Annotated in this window: 16 protein-coding genes; 9 read left to right on the top strand and 7 right to left on the bottom strand. The window is 36.3% G+C overall.

Annotated elements, in window-relative coordinates; all coding sequences use genetic code 11:
* Nucleotides 1-2 precede the first annotated feature (2 nt).
* The 6 genes from asnB (at nucleotide 3) to AC6FXG_RS02645 (ending at nucleotide 11,455) form a co-directional block, all read left to right on the top strand.
* Nucleotides 3-1,826: an asparagine synthase (glutamine-hydrolyzing) gene (gene asnB / locus AC6FXG_RS02670; RefSeq protein ID WP_500571453.1), complete on the top strand. Its 1,824-nt coding sequence runs from the start codon at nucleotides 3-5 to the stop codon at nucleotides 1,824-1,826.
* Nucleotides 1,823-3,586 carry a M3 family metallopeptidase gene (locus AC6FXG_RS02665; RefSeq protein ID WP_500571452.1) on the top strand — a complete coding sequence of 588 codons (1,764 nt, stop codon included), beginning with the start codon at nucleotides 1,823-1,825 and terminating at the stop codon, nucleotides 3,584-3,586. Before asnB ends, AC6FXG_RS02665 begins: the two co-directional genes overlap by 4 nt.
* Before the next feature lie 119 nt (nucleotides 3,587-3,705).
* Complete coding sequence (locus tag AC6FXG_RS02660) at nucleotides 3,706-5,376, top strand: formate--tetrahydrofolate ligase (RefSeq protein WP_500571451.1); 1,671 nt, start codon at nucleotides 3,706-3,708, stop codon at nucleotides 5,374-5,376.
* Nucleotides 5,377-5,386: 10 nt separating this feature from the next.
* Nucleotides 5,387-5,689, top strand: coding sequence for a YerC/YecD family TrpR-related protein (locus AC6FXG_RS02655; RefSeq protein ID WP_075573467.1), 303 nt, complete (start codon nucleotides 5,387-5,389; stop codon nucleotides 5,687-5,689).
* A 3-nt stretch (nucleotides 5,690-5,692) separates the two neighbouring features.
* Nucleotides 5,693-6,061 (top strand): metal-dependent transcriptional regulator, encoded by a 369-nt coding sequence (locus tag AC6FXG_RS02650; protein WP_075573468.1) that lies wholly within the window; start codon nucleotides 5,693-5,695, stop codon nucleotides 6,059-6,061.
* A gap of 594 nt (nucleotides 6,062-6,655) precedes the next feature.
* Nucleotides 6,656-11,455: a G5 domain-containing protein gene (locus AC6FXG_RS02645; RefSeq protein WP_500571450.1), complete on the top strand. Its 4,800-nt coding sequence runs from the start codon at nucleotides 6,656-6,658 to the stop codon at nucleotides 11,453-11,455.
* A gap of 241 nt (nucleotides 11,456-11,696) precedes the next feature.
* Here AC6FXG_RS02645 and AC6FXG_RS02640 read toward each other — a convergent pair whose 3' ends face one another.
* The 7 genes from AC6FXG_RS02640 to AC6FXG_RS02610 all read right to left on the bottom strand — a co-directional run bounded on the left by AC6FXG_RS02640 (nucleotide 11,697) and on the right by AC6FXG_RS02610 (nucleotide 18,261).
* Nucleotides 11,697-12,359 carry an ABC transporter ATP-binding protein gene (locus tag AC6FXG_RS02640; protein ID WP_500571449.1) on the bottom strand — a complete coding sequence of 221 codons (663 nt, stop codon included), beginning with the start codon at nucleotides 12,357-12,359 and terminating at the stop codon, nucleotides 11,697-11,699.
* A 9-nt stretch (nucleotides 12,360-12,368) separates the two neighbouring features.
* The gene (locus tag AC6FXG_RS02635) at nucleotides 12,369-13,712 is read right to left on the bottom strand and encodes an FtsX-like permease family protein (RefSeq protein WP_500571448.1); all 1,344 of its coding nucleotides are present in this window, start codon (nucleotides 13,710-13,712) and stop codon (nucleotides 12,369-12,371) included.
* 1 nt (nucleotide 13,713) lies between these two features.
* Nucleotides 13,714-14,844, bottom strand: a complete 1,131-nt coding sequence (locus AC6FXG_RS02630) for an FtsX-like permease family protein (RefSeq protein ID WP_500571447.1) — start codon at nucleotides 14,842-14,844, stop codon at nucleotides 13,714-13,716.
* 81 nt (nucleotides 14,845-14,925) lie between these two features.
* Nucleotides 14,926-15,216, bottom strand: coding sequence for a hypothetical protein (locus AC6FXG_RS02625; RefSeq protein WP_500571446.1), 291 nt, complete (start codon nucleotides 15,214-15,216; stop codon nucleotides 14,926-14,928).
* A gap of 184 nt (nucleotides 15,217-15,400) precedes the next feature.
* Nucleotides 15,401-16,756 (bottom strand): FtsX-like permease family protein, encoded by a 1,356-nt coding sequence (locus AC6FXG_RS02620; protein WP_500571445.1) that lies wholly within the window; start codon nucleotides 16,754-16,756, stop codon nucleotides 15,401-15,403.
* A gap of 1 nt (nucleotide 16,757) precedes the next feature.
* Entirely contained in the window at nucleotides 16,758-17,891 is a 1,134-nt protein-coding gene (locus AC6FXG_RS02615) for an ABC transporter permease (protein ID WP_500571444.1), read from the bottom strand.
* Between the two features lie 97 nt (nucleotides 17,892-17,988).
* Entirely contained in the window at nucleotides 17,989-18,261 is a 273-nt protein-coding gene (locus tag AC6FXG_RS02610) for a DUF1294 domain-containing protein (protein WP_500571443.1), read from the bottom strand.
* Nucleotides 18,262-18,341: 80 nt separating this feature from the next.
* On the opposite strand from AC6FXG_RS02610, the gene AC6FXG_RS02605 reads away from it, so the two are divergent.
* From AC6FXG_RS02605 to AC6FXG_RS02595, 3 genes are all read left to right on the top strand, one after another.
* Nucleotides 18,342-19,397 carry an ornithine cyclodeaminase family domain gene (locus tag AC6FXG_RS02605; protein ID WP_500571442.1) on the top strand — a complete coding sequence of 352 codons (1,056 nt, stop codon included), beginning with the start codon at nucleotides 18,342-18,344 and terminating at the stop codon, nucleotides 19,395-19,397.
* The gene (locus AC6FXG_RS02600) at nucleotides 19,398-20,453 is read left to right on the top strand and encodes an ornithine cyclodeaminase family domain (protein WP_500571441.1); all 1,056 of its coding nucleotides are present in this window, start codon (nucleotides 19,398-19,400) and stop codon (nucleotides 20,451-20,453) included.
* Between the two features lie 113 nt (nucleotides 20,454-20,566).
* Entirely contained in the window at nucleotides 20,567-21,460 is an 894-nt protein-coding gene (locus AC6FXG_RS02595) for an ABC transporter ATP-binding protein (protein WP_500571440.1), read from the top strand.

Genomic DNA, 21,460 nt, shown 5'->3' with positions numbered 1-21,460 from the left:
TTATGTGCGGATTTGTTGGAATTATTAATAATAAAAATTTAGATAATATAGAGGCTATGACCAAGGCTATAGGTCATCGGGGGCCAGATGCTGTAAATTATGATCACGCTATAAATTATGCATTGGGCTTTTGTCGTTTGTCAATAATTGACTTAAATGCACGCAGCAACCAACCCATGATCGATGAAAGCCGAGGCATAAGCCTTGTTTTTAATGGGGAAATATATAATTATAAAATTTTAAGAGACCTGTTAAAAAACAAGGGCCACGAATTTTCAACCGAATCTGACACAGAGGTAGTCTTGAGGTCCTATGAAGAGTGGGGAGAGGACTTTGTAAACCACCTGCGCGGCATGTTTGCCATTGCAATAATAGACGGAAACAAGCTGGTACTTGCTCGTGACCATTTTGGTATGAAGCCCTTATATTATGGATACGCCGATGATGGGGCCCTAGTCTTTGGATCAGAGGTCAAAGGCCTGGTCGCTTATAAAAATATGGCTAGAGAAATAAATGGCAATGAGCTATTTTCTTACCTAGAGCTCCAACACATGGCTGGCGACAATACCATGATAAAAAACATCAAGAGACTACCACATGGGTCCATTGGAATTGTAAATAATATAAATGAGAGCAAAGAAATAAAGATTAAAAAATATTTTTCTTTTAAGTTAACTGACGAGATCAATGACCTGGACGAAGCCGTTGCCTTAATTCAAGAGGTTGTTAGAGAATCTGTGGACCTCCACAAAAACGCCGACGTGCCTCTGGGCACATTTTTATCAGGGGGCATTGACTCCTCATATATAACGGCCCTTACCATGCCTGAATACACTTTTAGTGTGGGCTTTAAGTCAGCTGACAATAAATTCGACGAGAGCGTCCACGCTAGAGAACTTTCAGAAATTCTCGGCATTAAAAATCGAACAGAGATAATTGATCCATCTGAAGTTTTACAAAACTTAGACGATATTATTTATTACTTGGACGAGCCTCAGGCAAATTTATCCAGCATTCCACTTTACTTTTTATCCAAGCTTGCTCGTGAAGAAGTCACTGTTGTCCTATCAGGCGAGGGAGCAGACGAGCTCTTTGGCGGTTACGATGGATACAGGACTGCAGATAGTCTAAGTAAATATATGAAGCTGCCAAGGGCCCTCCGCAAGTTTAACGGCGGCCTGGCAAATATTATTCCTAACCAAAGAATCAAACACAAATTAAAAAAAGGTGCTATGGATGAAAATGAAATATTTATTGGTGAAGCCAATATTGCCGACGGAGACCAGGTAAGAGAAATAATTACTAAGGCTTATAAAAACGGTTACCCTGCCAGCCAAGAGACAAAAAAATATTTTAATGGGTCCAGCAAGATTAAATCTAAACAGCTGGTTGACCTAAATGTCTTTATGCAAAAGGATATTATTTTAAAAGGCGACAGGATGAGCATGGCCAACAGCTTGGAGGTTCGCATGCCGTTTTTGGACCTAGGAGTATACGATGTTGCCAGCAAGCTCACAGATGATTTAAAATTGCAAGCAGGCCTGACCAAGTATGCCCTAAGGATGGCGGCTAAGGAAAATTTACCAGAAGAATGGTACAATAGGCCAAAGAAGGGTTTCCCAGTTCCATTTAGGTACTGGCTACAAGAAGACGGTTTTTATAATAAATTTAAAGAAGTATTTACCAGCCCAGAGACCGCAGAGTTTTTCAAAAGAGACCAGCTAATGAAACTCCTCGATGACCACAAGGAGGGCAGGGCTCGCAATCACAGAAGGCTCTACTCGGTTTATGTATTTATGGTTTGGTGCGAAAGGATGGGATTATGAAGAGACAAGATGTAAAAAAAGAACTAACTTGGGATTTGACCGACTTGGCCAAAGACTATGCAGAATTTGAAAGTAAAAACAAATCAGCTATCGAACTTTCAAAAAAACTTAAGGGCCTAAAGGGCACAATCAAAACTACTGACGACATCAACAAGGTCACAGGAATTTTAAATGAGATGTATGAGCTCTTGGACCATACAAATCACTATGCAGACTTGACTTATTCTGTTGACAGCTCTGACGAAGAAGCCTTTAAGCTAGTTACGGAAATGAACAAAGTCAACAAAGAAGTTAGAGAAAATACAATTTTCTTGGAATATGAGCTCATGAATTTAGATGAAAATATTTTATCAGAAGCCATGGGCCAATCTCCAGATGCCTTTGTATATATAAGGGGAATCATCAAGAAAAAATCTAGAAAACTTCCTTTTGAAGTTGAAAATGCCCTTTCAAAATTTTCAGACACCTGGGCGGCTCCCTACGAAATTTCTGAAATAACCAAGAACAACGACATTAGATTTCCTGACTTTGAAGTAAACGGTAAAAGCTATCCTATGACCTTTGGTTTTTTTGAAGAAAGATACGAGGCCAATTCAGATACAGATTTAAGAAGAAAGGCTCACAGTGCCTTTTATGAAGAGATGAGAAAATACCAAGCAACCTTGGCGGCTGTTTACAATTCCCAATTAAAAATGGAAAAGGCCTTTAGCGAAGTCAAGGGCTTTGATTCTGTTTTTGATTATCTCTTGGACATGCAAGATATTTCCAGAGAAAGTTACGAACACCATGTTGATACCATTAAAAACGAATTGCCAAAGGTCATGAGAAAGTATGCCAAGAAAATCAAAGAAAAATATAAGTTGGATAAAATGACCTATGCAGATTTAAAAGCGCCACTCATGCCAGAATTTGAAAAGCATATTACTATTGAAGCTAGCAAGGACTATTTGAGTGAGGGCTTAAAAATCCTTGGCGACGATTATGTAGCTGATACTTTAAAATATATCGACAATAGATGGATTGACTTTGCAGAAAACGAAGGCAAGACCACAGGGGCCTTCTGTGCATCCGTCCACAACGTTCACTCATACGTTTTGATCAGCTGGACAGGCAAGATGGAAGACGTCTTTGTCTTGGCCCACGAACTTGGCCACGCAGGCCATGGCAGGTACACTATGAGAAATAATGCCTACCTAAACACTGAGTCATCAATGTATGTGTCCGAATGTCCTTCAACCATGAATGAAATGATTATGAGTAATTATCTGATCAAAAATGCAAATGACGACGAGACCAAGAACTGGGTCTACACACAGATGATTGAAAGAACTTATTATCACAACTTCGTAACGCACGGAATCGAAGCAGTTTTCCAAAGAGAAGTCTTGAGACTAATCGATAAGGGTGAATCTGTTAACGATAAAATTTTAAACAGAATTTTTAGAAATGTCCTTGAAGAATTTTGGGGCGACGAAGTTGAAATAATCGATGGCGCTGAACTCACATGGACCAGACAGCCACATTATTATATGGGCCTTTATCCATTCACTTATCAAGCTGGACTTTCAATTGCCACCAATGTTTTCAAAGAGCTCATGGCTGGCAATGAAAATATTTTAAAACCATATAAGGAAGTCTTGGCAAGTGGCGGACACTATTTGCCAAAAGAATGGGCCGGCAAACTTGGCGTAGATATTGAAGGTGACTTTATAAAAGCCACTATAGATTTTATTGGAGAAATTGTTGACAAGATAAATTAACACTTGACTTAATTAAAGAGATGTGTTATCTTATAGTTAGAGTTATTTATCTGTTTAAAGTATATTAATTACGGGTAGAAAACTAATGTATGAATTTTAGTTATATAGGAGGTAGAACTTTGAAAACAGACGTACAAATTGCTCAAGAAGCAAAAATGAAAAACATTACAGAAATTGCTAGTGGATTGGGAATTGATCAAGCAGATTTAATTCAATATGGCCACTACAAGGCAAAAATTGAACCACATGTATATGAAAACTTGAAAGATAAAAAAGATGGTAAGCTAATCCTAGTTACAGCTATCAACCCAACACCAGCTGGTGAAGGTAAGACAACTGTAAACATAGGTTTGTCAATGGGATTAAACAAAATTGGCAAAAAAGCAATCTCAGCTCTTAGAGAACCATCACTTGGACCAAGCTTTGGTGTTAAGGGCGGCGCAGCTGGCGGCGGATACGCACAAGTTGTTCCAATGGAAGACATCAACCTCCACTTCACAGGAGACTTCCACGCAATAACATCAGCCAACAACCTAATCTCAGCACTTTTGGATAACCACATCCACCAAGGCAACGAACAACAAATCGACGTTAGAAGAATCACATGGAAGAGAGTTGTTGACATGAACGACAGAGCTCTTAGAAATATTGTTGTTGGTCTAGGCGGAGTATCAAACGGCTACCCAAGACAAGACGGATTTGACATCACAGTTGCCAGTGAAGTTATGGCTATCCTATGCTTATCAAACAGCCTTGAAGATTTCAAAGAAAGAGTTTCAAGAGTAGTTATTGCTTACAGAAGAGACAAGAGCCCAGTATTCTTAAAAGATATTGGCGGTGAAGGTGCAGTAACACTTCTAATGAAGGATGCTATCCTACCAAACCTAGTACAAACTCTAGAAAATACACCAGCTATGTTACACGGTGGACCATTTGCAAATATTGCTCACGGATGTAACTCAGTTCTTGCAACAAAATACTCATTAAAACTTGCTGATTACACAGTAACAGAAGCAGGATTCGGTGCAGACCTCGGAGCTGAAAAATTCTTTGACATCAAGTGCGTATACGGTGACCTACATCCAGACGCAGTTGTAATCGTTGCTACAATCCGTGCTCTAAAACACCACGGTGGAGCTACAAAAGAAGAATACGGCCTAGAAAATCTAGAAGCACTTGAAAAAGGATTTGCTAACCTAGAAAAACACATCGAAAACGTTAAAAAATTCGGCGTACCTTCAGTAGTTGCTATCAATAGATTCCCAACAGATACAGAAAACGAAATCAAACTCCTAACAGAATTAACTGAAAAATCTGGCTCAAAATGCATTTTAACAGAAGTATTTGCTAAGGGCGGCGACGGAGCTATTGATCTAGCTAAAGAAGTTGTTAGAATTTGTGACGAAGAAGAAAGCCACTTCAAACCACTATACAGCTTAGACATGTCCATCAAAGAAAAGATTGAAACAGTTGCGAAAGAAATTTACGGAGCAGGTTCAGTAAACTTCACAAAGGCTGCATTAAATTCAATCAAACAAATTGAAGCAAACGGCATGGACAAAGTTCCAGTATGTATGGCAAAGACTCAATATTCCTTGTCTGATGACCAAAACCTACTTGGCAGACCAGAGGGATTTGAAATAACAATTAGAGAAGTTAGAATCTCTAACGGTGCAGGATTCGTTGTAGCCTTAACAGGTGATATTATGACAATGCCTGGACTACCAAAGGTTCCTGCAGCAAACAATATCGACATTTTACCAAACGGACAAATAGTCGGATTATTCTAAGGAGGAAATTATGGATTATAACTCAAGACTAAAAAGCGAACAAACAGATAGCTTTTTCGAAGCAATTTTAAAGCTCGAAACAATTGAAGAATGCTACAGATTTTTTGAAGATATCTGCACAATTAAAGAAATTCAAGCAATTTCACAACGCTTAGAAGTAGCAAAACAACTTCGCGAAAACAAGACCTACAATGAAATTGAAGCTGAAACTGGCGCTTCAACAGCAACTATCAGCAGAATTAATCGTGCATTAAACTACGGAGCAGACGGCTACAACTTAATCTTTAAAAAATTAGGATTATTCGAGGACTAAGCTATGGCCAATGAATCCCAGGAGATGTATCTAAAGACAATTCTTTTGCTACATCTAAGAAACAAATCAGCCAGAAGTGTTGATGTTGCGAATGAATTGGGATATTCGAAAGCAAGTGTATCAAGAGCAGTTGGTATATTAAAAGACGAAGATTATATCACAATTGAACAAGGAGGCACCCTGGCATTTACAGAGGAGGGCAGAAAAAAAGCCCTGGAGGTCTACGATAAATATATCTTTATCAAAGATGCTCTGATGATGATCGGTGTTGACGAAGAAACGGCTCATGAAGACGCTTGTAAGCTTGAGCATGTTTTGAGTGATAAATCGATTAAAAAAATAAAAGACTTAGTAATGAACAAAAGACGCTAGCTATAGCGTCTTTTTTCTTATGGAAATATATGAAGAGGCAATGATTTATATTAATTTCTTAATCACGATTATTGATAAATAAATATTCTAAATACCTCTGACTTTTAAAAGCAATTATTAACTAAAAATACAAATTTACTCACTCACAAAACTTGAAAAAGCAAAACTCTTGAGTTATAATATATATAGACCTACAAGGTGCGTTATGTTTTTTAATTCAACCGACAAATTAACTTAGGGAAACCTTATGTGTGCGACCTGGACAATATGCCTCTTCGTGTGGACATTGTACACTCGCACCAATTACCCACCTGTTCATGGCGGGTGTGAATTACAAGACGGACGGCCTATGTGGGCCACCCCTTTGGGGTGTTTTTTTATTGAAAATATATTTTTTAGAGCAAAATAAGTTATGATTTTGCTCTTTTTTTATAAATACAAAAGAAAAACTACTAAAGATTGTATATATCAATAATTGTAACCAAAATGTATTGTGTAATTGATAGAAAATAGGGTATAATATAAATGTTAGTCACAAAATCGTTTTGAAAGAAATTTTTATATTAAATTTTGTAAATTAGAAAGGAAGGATAAATGAATAACAATGTAAATTCGCCAAAAGACATAAACGAATATAAAATTGTCGTCCCTATGTCCAATGAGGCAGTAAACAAAATTAAATCAAATATTACTAAGTCAATCTTAGGAGTCTCTATAGCTGGGGTCATGATTGCAGGTGCAGCCACACAAGTTAAGGCTGAATCTGTTGAGAATCCAACTGCTATAGTTCAAGAAGCAAAAGAAGAGGTAAGAACACAATATGATCAAGAAATTGCATCTATTTTAAAAAGCAATTCCTCTAAAGACGAGGAAGCTGTAACACTATTAAATGCAACAGGGAACCCTGCAGACGAAACTTCAGAAGAATCTGAGTCTGCTAGCGAAGAAGAAGCTATAACTGAAGACAAAGGCGATATTAGCTTAAAAGATTTTATCGCAGATGATTCTTTAAATAAGTTTTTTGATTTTGATAAAATTGAAAAAGAAGAAGAAAAATTAGAAATCTCAGAAGAGAATCCAGCAGAGTCCCAAGGAGCAGGAGAAACTGCAACTGAAGAAGATAAAAATCAAAAAGCGGATGACCCAAATTATGGTGAAGATGAAGGAAAAATAAAGGACTACGATGAATCGGAACGTTATAAGGAAACAGATCTACAACCGGGAAATGTAAATCAGACACTCAATAGTACTGATAAGAATGTAGAAAAAGACGGTTTTAAAGTTGACTTTAAAAACCCATCTGCAGAATCCCCAAGTAAGACTGAATGGGGTTACCAAATTACTATCGACAAGGAGACCGGCCAAAGAACCTATACTAGGATTACTGTTACAGACGGTGGAAGGGTACCGGCAGGAACAGGCGAAAAACCTATGATGGGCCAAGGAGAAAAACTTACTCCTGAATCTCCTGAAGTAAATTTCAAGCCGACTGAAAGTGGTAAAGTGGACGGTACAAGACAAAGAAACTATAACTACACAGCCAGCGAAGAGACCATAAAGCATATCAACAGTAAGGACAATTCTTCAACTTCCTTTGGTATGAAAGACGACTATACTACAGAAAATCAAAGAGTTAAGTATTTTGGAGATAGCTTCGGTTTATCTTACATGGTAAATCCATGGCCAAATGAAAATGATAGCCTTAAGCTAATGAAATTAAATGGCAAATATGATAAAAAGGTCTTTGTACAGGGCCAAGATATCGACACCGGTATCAAGGTGGACAATATCGATGATAATGCCAAAGAAAGATTAGTAGGTCAAGTTTATAACCCTACAACAGGCAAAATTGTACCAGGAGCGAGTGCTTATATCGGAGATAATGGTAATATCCACGTTAAGTTACCGGAAGGCGCCCTTAAAAAGGACGAAAATGACAAGACTGTAATTAATGAAGACTCAATCTTCAACACACCTGACTTTAAGGCTCTGCAAAACTTAGATGTCAAATTTTTCGCCCGCCCAAGAACTAAGGCTGAATTCGAGAATGTTGCTAAAACTGGTGAAAATGACTTTGGAGAAAAAGTGGAAGGAACCTATACAGAAACAGGAGCAGGATCTGATACCATAAACCACAAAGGTAAAGATGTAGTTATCGACAAGCAAGGCATCGACCGTTACGACCACTACAACCTAATTGGTGGATTTAAACTAAACCTTGATGACACAAGATACTACAATCAGTCATTTGAGGATGGTAATGGTGATGATACAACTAAGGTGACATCATCAGCAGTAAAACCAGGCAAACCATTTAATGTAGGTATGGTAGAACCAGAAAATCCAAAAGAAACTGACAAGTCAGCTAAAGAGATGAATGCAGCTGATGAAAAGGGGGAAGCTTCTGGTAGGTTAATCATGGACTTTATCGACAAGGAAAATAAGGGCAAGGCAGAGAAAGACCAATGGAAGGTAGATGTAGACCCTCACGATATTTCAAAATTCACCATCACACCACCAAAATCAGCCAAGGCCGGTGACTTTATAGCTGTACCTATAGAATACACCTATACAAATGGATCAAAAGACGTCCACTGGTTCCACTTTGTAGTCCAAGAATCTGACAATTACAAACCAGAATACCATGCAAAAATTGGATATAATGGTGACACACTAACAAATGTGCACGAAGTACTTCCAACAAAAGATGAAACCAAGAAAAACCTACCAAAATCTTATGAGCTAGTAATGCCAGAAGATGGCAGCAACTATAAAGATAGTGCTGGAAACGAATGGACAGATATTAAAGTTGATTCAGAAACAGGTACAGTAACTGCTACAGTACCAAAAAATGCTGACATCAAGGGTGGAGAAAATCTTTTTGTCGATGTTAAGGTAAATTACAAGGACGAAAAAACTGGAGAAGCTAAGGAAGAGATTGTTAAGGCTCAATTTATAGCCAGACCTAAGTATCAACAAGAAGTTTCTAAGACTCTTACAAGTAAAGTACCTTTTGAAACAAAAGTCATTTATGATGACACTCTAGAAATAGGAAAGGTAGTCAAAACTGAAGGTCGAGTTGGAGAAACTGAAACAAGCTTTAAACAAGTAGTTATAAACGGTGAAAAAGGTATAATCAACGAAAAAGGCGAGTTTGAAAAAGATAAGGAAGCTGTTGAAGTTAAAACTACAATTGAAAAAGTTGATGCAGAAATTAGAATTGGTACAAAACCTGCAGAAACCACTGTAACAATACCAGCTGACACCGATTATGAAACTAGTGATTCTTTGGAAAAAGGCACAATGCAGTTAAAAGAAGCTGGAGAGGAAGGGCTTGTAACAGTTACTACAAGTAGAAATCCTGAAACTGGAGAAATAACTACAACTAAAAAAACAACCAAAGAAGCCAAAAAGAAGAAAATGCTTATCGGCACGAAGACAGAAGGTACAATAGTTCACGAAGGTAAAATTCCTTTTGACTATGAATTAATAGAGGATTCTTCTTTGAAAGCCGGAGAACAAGTGGTTGTACAAGAAGGTAAAGAAGGAGTTAAAAAGACAACCTATACAATTGAAAATTCACAAGTTGTGGGAGAACCGAAAGTTGAGGAAACTGCACCACAAAAGGCGATAATAAGAGTTGGAAGTAAAAAGTTCACTGGCGAAACAAGCCATGAAGTTACAGAAGAAACGAAATATTTAACAATAGTAGAGGAAGATGATACTTTACCAGTGGGCGAAACTCAAGAAACTCAAAAAGGTGTAAGAGGATCTAAGACAGTTAAATATACTCAAAAATTTGAAAATGGTGTCCCTGGTGAAATTACAGAAGAAATTGTTAGTGAAAAGCCAGCTGTAAATCGTATTATTAAAGTAGGTACTAAGACTGTAACAGAACACATTTCTAAGGAAATTACAGAAGAAATACCTTACGGAGTTAAAATTGAGTATGATAATACAATGCCTGCAGGTAAGACTCGTGTAAAAACTAAAGGGGAAGCAGGAAGTAAGACAACTGAGTATTACAGAAACCTTATAAATGGCAAGTTTGACGGGGATTTAAATGAAAGAGAAGTAGCAGATAAGTATAAGGCTCCTGTCAATGAAGTTATTCTTGTTGGTACAAAGGTAGCAGAAAATAATAAAGACTATAATAATGATGTTGATGTCGAAATTGAATATGTAAAAGATGATAGCAAATATATCGGCTATGTTGAAAAAGGTGAATTGACAAAAGGTCATGTTGAAACAAAGGTAGTAAATAAATTTGATCCAGAAACTGGCAAAATTATTACAACAGAAGAAGAAGTTGTAAGGTCGGCAAAACAAAAAATTATTGTTGGCACAAAAGACTTTACTGGAGAATTTACCCATACAATAGAAAAGACTCTCCCATTTGAAAGAGAAATTCAGTATGATGACAATATGGAAGCTGGAACACAAGAAGTTACTCAAAAAGGTCAAGCTGGACAAAGTGAACAAACTATTACTCAAAAATACAGAAACGGAGAATTAGCTAAAAAAGAATTCTCTAAAAAAGTAACAAAAAAAGAACCAGTTAAAGAAATTGTCAAGATTGGTACAAAACCAGTAAAAAAGATTGTTGAAATTCCATTTAACACAGAATATGTTTATGACAATACTATTGATGCTGGAACTGTAGTAGAAGATAAAAATCACATGGGTAAGGCTGGTAGTGTAAAAGTAAAAACTTACTTTGATAAGGAATCCGGAAAATTTGTAAGTGTTGAAGATGAAACAAGTAAAGTAGCAGCGGTTAATAAGATTGTAAGAGTTGGAACAAAACCAAATAAAGATATGTGTCCACTTCCTGAAGATCCAGATACACATGTAACTCCAGGGAATGAAGATGAAATTCCTGATTATATAGGTGGTGGAGATACTGGTACACCAGATGATAAAACACCTGAAAATCCAACCAAACCAGGCACTGAAGAATCAGGTATAGAAGATCCAGAAAAGCCAAGTGGAGAAGATCAAGATAAATCAGGTGAAGAAAATCCATCTGAACCAGGTGGAGAAACTCCAGATGAACCAGGCGAAGAAAATCCGTCAGAACCAGGAACCGAAGAACCAGGCACACCAGGTGAAGAAAATCCATCTGATCCAGGCACACCAGGCACTGAAGAACCAGGAGAAAATATAGAAAATACTGAAGCAAAAACTGAAATTGAAGGAGAAGATAATACTGGTAAAAATACAAATCCTAATGAAATTAATGAAAGTGTTTCATCAGGAGCCAAGACATTACCAAAGACTGGAGATGGCATTAACGTATCCCTATATGGATATTTGATGGGCGTTTTAGGTTCAGGTTTCTTGGGACTTGGAGCTCTGAAAAAGAAAAAAGATGAAGAAGACGAAGAAAACTAAATCTAAAAGCCTTTAAGTTTTAAACTTAAACTTAGAATTGAGCAGCAGAGATGCTGCTCTTTTTTTGTAATTGATATTAAGCAGTTGTGAATTTTAAAATATGCCATTGAATTATAAAAAAATATGAGAGTGATTATATGTCTGAAATTTATTAAAGATAAATAAAAAAATCGCAAATCCTTTGATTTGCGATTAGTCTTATATATTATTTTGTTTTTATGAATAGTTTGCCTTGTAGGTCTTATGAAATAATTTTGCCATCTTCCATTTCTATAATTTTATCGGCTTCCTTGGCCAGGTCCATGTCGTGGGTTACCATTACAATGGTCGTTCCGTTTTTGTGAGCTTGGTGAAGGAGGTCGACGATTTCACGTGAGTTTTTTTGGTCCAGGTTACCTGTGGGTTCGTCTGCCAAAATTACCCGTGGTTCGTTGGCTATGGCTCTGGCAAAGGCGACCCTTTGTTTTTGTCCGCCGGATAATTCTGTGGGCTTTTTTCTCTTTTCCTTTTTGAGGCCAACGATTTCAAGCATGTCCTCGGCAACAACATCTCTTTCTCTCTTGCTAACGCCCCTATATCCCAGGGGAACGGCAACATTTTCTATGAGATTGATTTCGTTTATTAGGTTAAAGGCTTGGAAGACAAAGCCAATTGTTTTATTTCTAAATTTGGCCAGGTCCGCATCCTTTAATTTTCTGACATCAACTTCATCGAAATAATATTCTCCGCTGGTGGCTTGGTCCATGCCGCCCATAATATTTAAGAGGGTAGACTTACCACAGCCGCTCTTGCCAATTATGGCAACGAATTCGCCCTCGTCAATGTCCAGGTCGATTCCCTTTAAGGCCTGGGTTTCAACTATTGAGTCTGTGTATGTTTTGCATAGATTTCTGATTTTAATCATTTGGTCCTCCTATTCATTTTGCAAAATTTCTATTGGATTTAGTTTGCGTGTTGCCCTAATTGAGAGGGCAGATGATATTATTAGAATAATTACTGCTGCTAATATGAGTATTAAAAATGGTTCTACATTTGTCTTTATATTTAAGCCCCTGTAGCCATTGTATTTTTCAAAAAATCTCCTCTCAGCTATATCTCCGTACATATATGCAGCGGCGACTCCAACGACCATGCCATAGAAAATTAGGGCTGAGATCTCCATGAGGAGTTCTTTTATTTGGCCTTTAACGGTGGATCCGCAGGCCAGAGAAATGGCGATTTCTTTTTTGCGGCCTTGGTGGAGGAGCAAGAATATACCCGATGTGATAACCGATACTATGACTAAGAGCAAGATGCTTATAAGCAGGTACTTGGACATGGTTTGCTTTTTATATTCTATCCAAGCTTCATTGCTGGCCTTGGGATCGTCAATAGCAAAGTTGGCATTGGGGTATTTGGATTTTAAATAATCTATTGCCTGCCATACTTCTTCGGGAGCTTTTTCAAAGTTTTTAATTGATATCCTCGGCGCTATATTATTATAGGACTCTGCCATTTTTCTATTTTGCCATGGCCTGATTATCTTATCGATGTCTCTGGAGTACTCGACAGGTACAATTATCATATATTTTCCCTTGGGCTGGTTGGGCAATAGAGATTCATTTTTGCCATTTTCATTTGTCTGAATGACAGGACTGGTTATCAGCATTTTTTCTTTGGTATCCACTGGCATGTCCATAAATTCAAACTCTTGGTCCAAAAACTTAATGGAATTTGCAGTAAAGTCTATATCCATGTCATTTAGTTCCAAGTAATGGCCGCCCTTTGCACCAAAGCTAACCATGCCATCATCTATTGTAACTTGAGCTCTGGACTTTTGCAATTTGCTTAAAATCTCAACGACTTTTTTGGCCTCTTCACCTATATAGGCCGTTCCTGCTTGGGGACTGATACCAAAAGTCTCTTTCATCTCGTCATGGCTCATAAAGACCAAGGCGATTTTACCAGTTCTGCTATAGTCAAAATTCAAAGTAGCATTTACTGTGTAGTGGGATTTTGTGTTTTTAAATATATTTTCATTGATGTAAGTATAGTCGTCATAAGTTAAATATTCAACTGTATTTGGCCTAGCCATAATAGAAGTGGTTGAATCTTCGATATATTTCAGGGTAGAGTCTAACTCTTTTTTGTCTACTATATACTGTGAATATGAATAGAATAAGAGGGCAGAGCCCAGGGCTATTTCCAATACTAAAAATATATAGAGGGCTATCCTATGATACAATCTTAAATTTACACGATGTTTGGAATATTTCATTTTATCCTCCTATCATTTCGTTAATTGGCTCTGAGGTAATTTTTCTGGCGGCTAAAGCCCCGATTGCAAGAGCTAACAATATGTTTATAGCTAGCACAAAAATGTAAAGCCATTTATTAATCAAAATTGATGTCATGTAGGATAATTGATTGTAAAAAATATTGATAGCTATAAAACTAATCAGGGTAGAGACAAGCATATATCCAAGGATTTCCAAAGTTGAATCTAACTTTATATCCTTTGGACTGGCGCCCAGACTTAAGTGGATGCCGATATTTCGCTTCCGCCATTTAATAAGACCAAAGTATAAGACTACAAGAGAAATTATAGACAGGATAAAAATTATAATTATGGGAATAATATCTTTTGAAATGGCATTCTCTACATAGAAATCCAAAAGCTCATTCCTATCCTTGTATTCTTCAACTCTTATGTTACTAAGAGTTGGAGCCTTGAAAATACGGTCTAGCTTGTGGGTTAGAGAGCTGATATCTCCCTGTGACAAATTTTTTATATACAAATGCAGAGCCATGCTAACATTTGCAAATAGGCCTTCGTAATTTTCTATTGACATAAATATGTCGTTAAAGCACTTGTATTCATCTACGATAGCACAAAGCTCAAAGTCTTTACCATTTATATTTACCGTGTCCCCAACAAAGAGATCTAGCTTATTAGCTAGAGATTCTATAATGGCAATCGCATCCTCACTATAAATTTTATTGACATCTCCATCCAAGACTACAAAAGTATCATCAATAAAGTTATCTCCAAGTCCTGCTATTTGTAAATTCATTATATGCCCATTAATGGCAATATTAGTACCTGTTGACATAGCAAAATTGTAGTCATTGTCAAACTCATAGGCCATGGCTTTTTGGACAAAGTCAGCGTTCAGTTTATTTTCAGTAGAATAATTTCTGGAATAGGACAATCTGGCATAAACTTCGTCAGGATCATAAGAAACCTGATTTAAGTATGACCGATAGTTGATGGTGGCCAGAATCGTTGAGCTGGCCCAGGTTAAAATAAAAACAGATATAAGGATGGCGCAGAAAATTGTCAGAGAAATCTGCCGGCTGGACCTTATATTTGTCTTAATTCGATTAAAATTAAATTCAAAATTTTTCATTACAACTCCTTTTGTTTAATAAAAAAGAAGACTTCAAGCAAGTTCTATTTGATTATTTAATTAATATGTCTTAAAGAATCACTAATATGATCCGTGACACACCATCCTATAGCTTCTATCAACATCTAACTTGCTATGTCCACAATTAGAGCACTTATAGTAATAATTTGTATCTGTACTATAATAATAGTCATAGCCATATGGATAATGAGCACATTTACTATCGTAAGCAAATCTTTCAGTTTCGCTACTGGTGTCGACAAGTTCAAGTGTTCCATTACCACAAGCTTGACATTGTCTAAATGCACCACGAGAAATAATGATTGGCTCATGTCTGATAACATCTGTCGTTAACTGCATACTTTCTGCCATAGTAGGTGTTACTAAAAAAGAAACAACTGCTAATGTAATTAACAAAATTGATGTAAACTTCCTCATAATACCCCTCCTTTATATTATAGTATAGAACTTGCTTATGTCTTCTTAGTTCCATGTTACCCAACTAAATTAAAAAATAAACACATGTATATATAATTAATATTTATATTAGATTCTTCTATTCATTTTGTAAGATTTCAATAGGATTCAGTTTTTTAATAGCTTTGATTATTAAAATGGAGCTGGTTAGTAAAATTATTAGTCCAGTTATTAGCAAGACTATAAAGGGTTCTATATTGGTAACAATGGTAGTTCCCGTTAAGAGGTTAGTCCTCGCTATACTAATTTGTTCCACTATATCTCCGTACATATAGGCAATGGCAACTCCCACCACCATTCCATATAATATTAATAGACCTATTTCCAAGATCAATTCTTTGATTTGAGTTTTAATGGTCGATCCACAAGCTAAGGATATGGCAATTTCTTTTTTACGACTTTGGAGTAGGAGCAAAAATATACCTGATGTTATTAAGGATACAGTTGATAACAATAGGATACTTGTAAGCATATATTTGTATATGCTTTGTCTTTTTTTCTTTATCAAATCCTTATTTATGGCTCTTGGATCGTCTAAATTGAAGTTAGCCTCAGGGTGCTTGGATTTTAAGTAATCTATAGCCTGCCAAACTTCTTCGGGGCTTTCTTTAAAATCTTTAACGACTATTCTTGGATCAATAGTTGTATATATTAAAGATAGGGTTGGATGCTTCCAAGGCCTAATAATTTTATCGATATCTCTGGTATATTCAGCAGGCACGATAATCATAAAACGACCTTCTGGTTGTATAGGTATACATCTATCTCTACTTACTCGATATGATTCTAGTTGTATTTCTGAACCAGTTGCTATGGCTATATCTTTTGTATATTCTGGCATATCAACAAACTCTAATTCTGTATTTAAATTTGGAAATTTAATAGAAGATTTTGTAAAATCTATATCCATGTCATTTAATTCGTAGTAATAGCCTTCTTTTGGGAGATAAGCCACGCTGTTACTATCAACTTCAAAATGTGGTCTCTTTTTCTCTAAACCGACAATTTTTTGTATATTTTTCTTGGCTGTTTTGCCTATATAGGCCTTGCCTGGTTCTTGGTCAATCCCAAATGTTTCTTTGAGCTCCTCTGGGCCCATAAAAATTAAGGCTATACTAAAGCTGTCATTATTAATTCCAAAATTTAGACTTGTATTGACAGTATATGATGTTTGTGTATTTTTAAAGATATTTTCTTTGAGATATAGGTAGTCATCATAGGTTATATTTTTTGTTTTGTTTGGACTAGCTGTAATCGCAGATGTTGAAGCTTCGATATATCTATTTGTTTTATCAAAGTCTTTTTTATCGTCTATAAAGTGAGAGTATGAGTAAAACAAGAGGGCAGACCCTATTGCAATTTCAATTATTAAAAATAGATATAGGACAATCCTATGGTATATTCTTAAATTAACACGGTGTAATGAATATTTCATATTAGCCTCCTATAATTTCAGTAATTGGCTTGGATGATATCTTTTTGGCTGAGAATATGCCTATGACTATTGATGTCAGTGCAGAAATAACTAGGACTAAGAGATAAAGGAGGGGTCCTTTATAGATACTAGAAATATAAGCCAAGTATTTATAAAAGATATTTATAATCAAAAAGCTTACAAGGGTAGAGACAAGCATATAGGAAAATATCTCTAAACTAGCATCCATAATAATATCTTTTTTTCTGGCGCCTAAACTCATGTGGATTCCTATATTTCTTCTTCTCCATCTGATTAGCCCAAAATATAAGATAAATATGGCTATTACTGCCAAAATAAAGACCATTATAATAGGTATGATTTCTTCGCTTATGGCTTTGCTTATATAGGTATCGAGGACCTCGTATCTTGTATTTACATTTTTTACTTTAATATCCCAAAGATTTGGATTTTTAAAAAGTCTATTTAGTTTGTGGACCAAAGAACTTCGCTCAAGTCCAGATAAATTATCTATGTATAAATCCAGAATATTGTTTTGATTGTAAAATAATTTATCATAATTATCTAGGCTCATAAATATAGAGGTGAAACATTTATACTCATCAATTATCGCTTCTAAAGTAAAATCGCTTCCATTTATATTAACCTTATCGCCCAATGATAATTTCAGCTCTTCTGTCATGGATTTTTTCATAGCTATTGCATTTTCTGTATAAATCTTGTCCATATCTCCAGAAAAAATCACAAAGCTGTCGTCTATGAAATTTTCACTTATGCCGCTTATCTGACAAGCAGTAATATCGCCGTTTATAGTGGCAGTTAAACCGGCAGTAATAGAAAAATTGTAGGGAGAATTAAAATTTTCATCCATAGTTTTCCTTATGTAATTAATATCCATGGGATTATCATTAAAATTAAACCAACCACTGAACATAAGTCTAGCGTGGGTTTCGTTTTCATTATAAGTTATATTGTTCAAGTATATCCTATGATCAATGGTTCCTAATATTATCGAGCTAGCCCAGGTTAAAATAAAAACAGATATAAGGATGGCACAAAAAATTGTCAGAGAAATTTGCCGGCTGGACCTTATATTTGTTTTTATCCGATTAAAATTAAATTCAAAATTTTTCATAACAACTCCTTTGCTTTACCAGAATAATTTACTTCTTGCTATGTCCTTACCCCATTAGATATATAAGTAAACTTATATTTATATGAATGGTAAAATTTTAATTGAGATTTACTCCATAGAGTGTGGCAATTGCGACAAGTTGTAGGGCTGTTAAAATTGGTATTACAAGTAAAAATAAAGGTTTTTGAGTTTTGTGACGGAAGATTTTCATAGATAGTGTGGCGCCAACTCCTCCGAACAGTAGAGCGAGTATAAATAAATTTTTCTCGCTTATTCTCCAACGGTTATTTATGGCTGCAAATTTATCATAGGCATAGACCGCAAAGCTAATAATATTCATTGTTATAATTAAATAAAATAAAGATTCCATACATACCTCCAAATTAATTATACTTAAATGGTTTTGTTATTTCAAGATTTGTGTTATAATTAAATCATTAGGAGGTAGATATGACAGTTTTTCCAGTAAGTAAGATTAAAAAGATTAACGAAGATGCTTATCAAAATGCAACTTTTAAAAAAGTGGAAAAAGACGGCTGCATGCCTGTTGGCGCTTATTTGACCAAACCTTATGTGGAATACATAAAGGTTGATGGAGAATTTAAGCTACCGACCAACCATTTTTTAAGGGGAGTTGTGGTTAATGATGGAGATTTAAAATGTGTTCAACCTAGGGACTTAAAGGTTGGGGACATGGTTTTAATTGGAGATTGCCCATGTGAAAAGTGCGGAATTTATAGGGCAGATGCCTTTAGCGATGATTTAGACGGCGGAAAAATGCCAATGTTTAAGGGTTCATCTGACGCTTATGAAAAACTTCTTGCTATGATGAAAGAGGTTAAGGCAAGGGGAGGCAAGATTGCTTGGGTACTTGGACCTGCAGTTGTTTTTGACTACGATACTAGAAATGCACTTGCAAACTTGGTCGATGCAGGTTATGTTCAAGTTTTACTTGCAGGTAATGCCATGGCTACTCATGACCTGGAAGGGGGCTTTTTAAACACAGCCCTTGGACAAAATATTTATACTCAAGAGTCAGTTCCAAACGGCCACTACAATCACTTGGACTTATTAAATGAAGCCAGACACTATGATTCATTGAAGGCTTTTATTGATTCAGGCAAGGTTAAGGATGGTTTTATTAAAAAGTTAGTAGAAAAAGAAATGCCAATTGTTCTTTGCGGATCGATCAGAGATGACGGACCTCTTCCAGAAGTTCGCCACAATGTTACTTGCGGACTAAATGCCATGCATGATGCCGTCAAGGATGCAGATATTATTATCACTCTAGCAACCCTCTTGCACTCAGTAAGCGCTACAGAAGTTGCTCCTTTGTATAGGGTTAAGGGCGATGAAATCTACGGAACTTATATTTGTTCAATTGACATCAGTGACTATGCGACAAATTCTGTGGTAAATGAAAGAGAAGGACAACTTGTAGATAGTATTGTTACTAACGTACAAGATTTTTGTGTAAATGTTAGAAATGCTTTAGTGGAGGAATAAATGGCTTATAATTTTCAAAAATATCAAGAACCAGATTGGACTCAAGAATTTTTAGTAAACGCCCCTAATTGCAAATATGTGGAAGCTCCTATGGACGGGGTTGCTCCAGATAACTATCATGCGCTTTCAATTTATCCTGAATACTTTAAGATAGATGGCAATTGGGTTTTGGCAGTTGAAAGTAGGATGGATACTTGTCCTATTATCACCAGCCCAACAAGCGTTGAAATCGTTGAATTTAGAAATCTAAAAAAAGGCGACAAAGTTATTGTTGGCAGGACAGAAGATGCCAGCGAAGGAATTTATATGTACACCAAGGGCTTTGCCACAGGTGGAGAAGGCGGAGACACTTTTGCCTTTAGAACAGGCAGGAGCCGTGAGACTGCTTACTCAAAAGACTATGATGAGCTTTATGAAATAATGAAGTATGTTAAATCATTTAATGAGCCAATTACATGGGTTATTGGGCCATCACTTGTAAATGATAAACGCGCTTCAAAGGCTTTTGAAAGCCTGATTAAAAAGGGCTATGTAGATGCGATTTTAACAGGGGATACTTTTGCTACTGTCGACATTACAAAAAATCTTTTTGAAAACTCAGATAGAGATTTTGATGCATTAAAATACGATGCAGTAAGCACCATTAGACAAGCTGGATCAATCAAAGATGCAGTTGACCAAGGTGTTTTAAAGAGCGGTATCATGTACACAATGGTTAAGGAAAATAAGGACTTTGTACTTGCAGCAAGCATCAGAGACCCATACACAATGCCAGAAACCATCGATAATGTATATGAAGCTCAAAACAAAATGCGCACACACACCAGAAAAACTGGCATGCTCATTTGTCTATCAACAGTACTTCATACAATTGCATCAGGTAATATGACCCCATCTTACAATGAATTTGATGGAGAAATCAGACCTGTATTTATTTACTCAATCGACTTGCAAGAGTTCTCTGTAAATAAATTATCAGACCGTGGTACCCTAGAAGTAAAGACTATGGTTACAAATATCCACGACTTTGTTTGTCATATTGACCGCAACATGTAAATTCAGATTTATTTAGCCAGGGCTTTTGCCTTGGCTTTTTTAATTTATTTTTACAATAATATTTGCTTTAAAATACCAATCTATGGTATAATGACCTCGTGTTAGGAGGTAATATGGAATTAAAATTAATTGATATAGATAAATCCTATGGTAAAAACCATGTTTTACATGGGATTAGTTTTAATGTTGAGAGCGGACGGCCCCTTGCTTTTTTGGGCAGAAATGGTGCTGGCAAGTCCACAACAATTAAAATACTTATGGGAGTTATTTCCAAAGATGGAGGCAAGATTACCCTAAATGGGGAAGATTTTTCAGCCAAGAATTTTAAGATTGGTTATCTGCCAGAGGAAAGAGGCATGTACCAAAAGGTTAAAATTTTAGAGCAGCTGGTTTATTTTGCAAAGTTAAAGGGCTATGATCCTCATGCAGCAAAAAAATCTGCTCTTGAGCTTTTGGACCGTGTTGGCCTGGAAGAATATGCCAACAAAAAACTAGAGGTTTTAAGTAAGGGTAACCAACAAAAAGTTCAAATCGCCCAATCGCTGATCGGTGATCCAGAGATTATTATTATGGACGAACCTTTTTCTGGCCTTGACCCTATCAACTCAAACTTGCTTCGCGATTTGATTTTAGAAAGGGCAGGCAAGGATAAGCTCATGTTTTTCTCATCCCACCAAATGGGTTATGTAGATGAAATTTGCGATGACCTAGCTATATTAAACGGCGGCAGGGTTGTAGTTAATGGATCAATTGACGGACTCAAAAGAAAGATAGCCGGCAATAATGTCTACATTGATCTATTAAATGTGGACAATGTTGGTGTGGCCAGAGACTTGAATGAAAAAGGTTTTGTTACATCTATCAAAGACGAAAAGATAATTGTAGACCTGACAGACAAGAATCAGGCAGAACTTTTGAATGCTATAAATGAAATGGGGCTAAAGATTGATAACTACGGAATCTTTAAGCCGACATTATCTGATATATTTGTAGAGTATGCGAGGTAA

This window comes from Ezakiella massiliensis (genome assembly GCF_059862345.1).
This window is presented reverse-complemented; position numbering and strand designations above follow the sequence as displayed.